Annotated in this window: 3 protein-coding genes; 2 read left to right on the top strand and 1 reads right to left on the bottom strand. The window is 58.4% G+C overall.

What is annotated here, in order from left to right; all coding sequences use genetic code 11:
• Positions 1 to 1,087 (top strand): porin (locus tag EN893_RS22965; RefSeq protein WP_164748954.1); only part of this gene is annotated, 1,087 nt, incomplete at its 5' end.
• A gap of 380 nt (positions 1,088 to 1,467) precedes the next feature.
• On the opposite strand, the gene EN893_RS22960 is transcribed toward EN893_RS22965, so the two are convergent.
• Positions 1,468 to 3,135, bottom strand: coding sequence for a sulfotransferase (locus tag EN893_RS22960; protein WP_127268657.1), 1,668 nt, complete (start codon positions 3,133 to 3,135; stop codon positions 1,468 to 1,470).
• A 120-nt stretch (positions 3,136 to 3,255) separates the two neighbouring features.
• Between EN893_RS22960 and EN893_RS22955 the strand changes: the two genes are divergently transcribed.
• Positions 3,256 to 3,869 (top strand): aminotransferase class I/II-fold pyridoxal phosphate-dependent enzyme (locus EN893_RS22955; protein ID WP_128361794.1); only part of this gene is annotated, 614 nt, incomplete at its 3' end.

Genomic DNA, 3,869 nt, shown 5'->3' with positions numbered 1-3,869 from the left:
GCGCGCCGCCGACGCCGTCGTCGTCGCCGAGCCGGAACCCGCTGAATACGTCAAGATCTGCGACGTCTACGGCGCTGGCTACTTCTACATCCCCGGCACCGAAACCTGCCTGCGCATCGGCGGCTATATCCGTTACGACATCGGCGGTGGCGACCTCGGTTCGTTCGATGGTGCAAAAGCCGCGGATCACCAGGATGGTGATGACCACAACACCTGGCTGAAGAATACCCGCTTCACGCTGAAGACCTGGACAGGCCAGGAAACCGAACTCGGCACGTTGAAGACCTACACCGAGACCCGCTTCAACTTTGGCGACGACAACGCTTTCGAGGACGTCAACGCCGCCCATAACCGGGACGTCTCGCTGAACTTCGCCTGGATCCAGCTCGGTGGCCTGCGCGTCGGTAAGGACGAATCGGCCTTCGACACGTTCGTCGGCTACGCCGGCAACGTCATCCAGGATACGCTGGTTCCCTACGGCGATTTCGACACCAACGTCGTCCAGTACTACTTCGATGCCGGCAACGGCTTCTCGGCAGTGGTCTCGCTGGAAGAAGGTAACGCCAATGACACGATTGACAGCTATGTTCCGCATGTCGTCGGCGGCGTGAAGTACACGCAGGGCTGGGGCGCCATCACCGGTGTCGTCGCTTATGACAGCAACTACGAAGAAGTGGCCGGCAAGGTTCGCCTGGATGTGAACGTCTCCAACGAACTCTCGCTGTTCATCATGGGCGGCTACGGCTCGGACGATAACCTCAACGACAACCTCGGCAATCATGTCGACGCCAACGGTCGCGGCTTCTACAAGATGTGGGGTGGCAATTGGGCAGTGTGGGGCGGTGGCACCTACAAGTTCAACGAAAAAACCTCGTTCAACGCCCAGGTGTCCGCTGACGACTGGAAGAACGTCGGTGTTGCCGCGAACATCGCTTATGACGTTGTTCCGGGCTTCACCGTCACGGCCGAAGTCGACTACCTCCATGCAGGCCGATTTGGCGATGTCAACTATGTTAACCCATCGTTCACCCCGGCCGATAAGAAGAACAGCATCGGCGGCCTCCTCCGCTTCCAGCGCTCGTTCTAATATATTTCGACTTGTCGAAATCGAAACCCGGCGGGTAACCGCCGGGTTTTTCGCGCCGGATTTTCAGGGGCCTCGGCAAATGCAACTGTGCTGCCCCGCGGCCGAGCCTTGCACTTCTTGAAGGGTTTGCGGCCAACAGTAGCCAGCCGCCGAGGCGGAGCCCTGACAGCTTCGGCAACCAGGCTATTTGCCAGTCCGGCAACGCCTGAGATTTCGCGCCAAGCGCTTCGAGCGCCGACCAGCAGAAAATAATCGGCCAACCGGCGATTGCATTTGGGATCGTCGGGTGCGGAATCACGCGCATCCCTGCGCTTCTTCAGCTCAGCAGTGCCAACCAAATCGAGGTGACGTGCATGAGAGGCACGTCAGCCCCGTTTGAATTACGTCTCCGCCAAGTCGCCCAAAGCATCGATTAGCGGCTGGATCTCGCCTTCATAATTCTTCCAGCGCTTGACAGACGATTTGTAGATGGGTTGGCGAACCTGCCAGCGGCTGGGCGTGTTGACCGAACCATCCCTGTCGAAAAAACGCAGGCAGGCGTCATCCCAGGGCAGCCCAAGGTAATCTATGAGGCGGCGTGACTGCGCCTCCTGATCCTCGACGAGCGTTTCGTAGCGGTTTTCGAAGATCAGGCCCGGGAAAACCTCGTTCCAATGCTGCATCAGACGGTCATATTCGCGATAGTACAGACCGAGTGTCTTCAGGTCGGTGTTGTAACTGTGCCCCTCGCCGAATTTCAAGACATAGCAAGAGACGCAATTGTCGATCGCGTCACGGCGGCAATGGATGATCTTTGCGTTGGGGAAGAGAAGGCCAATCAAACCGATCAGTTCAAAATTATGCGGCATCTTATCGACGATCCTAAGTGCCGCGGGCGCCCGCTCCTTCAGATAGGACAAATGCTCCTCGGCCAATGTTCGGGACAAGCCTTTTGTGATCGACGCGACCGCCGAGTCCAAATCTCCGGCTGACGACCTTCTGAGTTCAATCGCATTCGCCACCCGCCTAAGCTTCATTAGTTCGCCCGCGCCGTGTACATCAGGATGACTGGCGCAGATCTGTTCCGTAAGAGTTGTGCCTGAGCGAGGCATGCCGACCACGAACACGGGAATTTCCGAAGGATTTCCGTAATCGGCCTTGGCAGCCAGCATCTCAGGCGTGAAGGTCGCAATCAGTGAGTCTATCCAGCGACGGTATTGGTCGATATCGAAGTTGCGGCCTGATGCCTGTTTCGACTTGTTGAAATGGTCGAATGCATCCTTATAGCGTTTGAGATCATTCAGCACCTTGCCGGCCGCCAGATGAAGGTTCTCGGCACCATCCGGTTCAAGCTTCGGATTTCCAAGTTCGCCAAGAATGGCTTTGAGCTCCTTAGGCTCTTCGGTGAATTTTTGTGTCTGCACGAGGTCATTGTACGCCGCCGGCACCTTGATACGACGTTCGATTGCCTCCTGAAGATAGGCGGCAGCTTCAACCATCCGTCCCACGCTGGTGAGCGCGCGAGCCAGTCCGATCCGCACCTTTGGATGATCCCGGTTTATTTTTAGTGCCTTCTCATAAAGCGGCAAAGCCATCTCAGGTTTGTCAAAGTCGATATAAGCGTCCCCCAATGCACAAAGTGCTTCGATAAGATCTGGCTGCAACTCCAAGGCGTATTGCATATGTCTGATTGCTGGCGAATATTCGCTGACCTTCACATAGGCCGAAGCCAGCCCAAGGTGGTAGTAAGGGTTTTTTGGCTCCTCGCCGACCGCGCGTGCGAAATATCGCAAGGCCGCCTCATCGTCGTAGCCCAGGCACACGGTCCCCAAGATATACAGGGCAAGTGGATGGTTGGGCGTACGCGCCAGAACTTGCAGGCATAAGTCCTGAGCTTCGCCGAGCCGTTTGACTTGCTGAAACTGATATGCCTGCTGCAGCAACGCCTCGTCGGCCTGCGCACGCGAAAGCGAATTCGCTTTCGGAAGATTCGGTTGCGGGAATTTGGGTTTCGGTCCGGTTTGGACCTTCAGGTGCTTGGACCAGGCAGGCGGCAGACGATTGTTCATTGCGTCTCGCTAGCAAAAAGATACGCAGGAATCCAGCGTTACGATTGCGGACCGCCGGGTGCTTGCACGGCCAAGTCGGCCACGCTAGCAAGAAGGCCCTTTTTCAAGCGAGCTTCCGCCATGCACCAGCGCCCTCCCCTCATGCCGCTCATCGCAGCGCTTCCTTCGACGGTGCCGTTTGTCGGCCCCGAAGCGCAGGAGCGCGAGCGTGGCCGCGCTTTCCGCGCCCGCATCGGCGCCAATGAGAGCAGCTTTGGTCCCTCGCCGCGCGTCACCGCCCGGATGGCCGAGATCGCCGGCGACATGTGGATGTATTGCGATCCCGACAATCACGATCTGAAGGTGGCGGTCGCCGCGCATCACGGCGTAGAGGCCGAGAACGTCGTTGTCGGCGAAGGCATAGATGGCCTGCTCAGCCTGGTGGCACGCATGTATGTCGCGCCTGGTGACGCGGTGGTTACCTCGCTCGGCGCTTACCCGACCTTCAACTTCCACATTGCCGGTGTCGGCGGGCGGCTGGTGACAGTCCCTTACGAGAACGACCGGGAAAGCCTGGATGGCCTGCTGGCGGCGGTGCGTAGGGACAAGGCCCCGCTGGTCTATCTCTCCAACCCCGACAATCCAATGGGTAGCTGGTGGGAGGCGAGCGAGATCATCCGCTTCATCGAGGCGCTGCCGCAAACCACCATGCTGGTGCTCGACGAGGCCTATGGCGAACTCGGGCCGGCCTCGGC

Source organism: Mesorhizobium sp. M7A.F.Ca.CA.004.04.2.1, assembly GCF_004022825.1.
Lineage (GTDB): Bacteria > Pseudomonadota > Alphaproteobacteria > Rhizobiales > Rhizobiaceae > Mesorhizobium.
The sequence above is the reverse complement of the archived record's forward strand: the minus strand, read 5'-3'. Positions and strand labels throughout refer to the sequence as shown.

What these genes read in the sequence shown, in the direction of transcription:
- EN893_RS22960 (WP_127268657.1), bottom strand. Translation starts at nt 3,135, where the DNA reads ATGAACAATCGTCTGCCGCCTGCCTGGTCCAAGCACCTGAAGGTCCAA.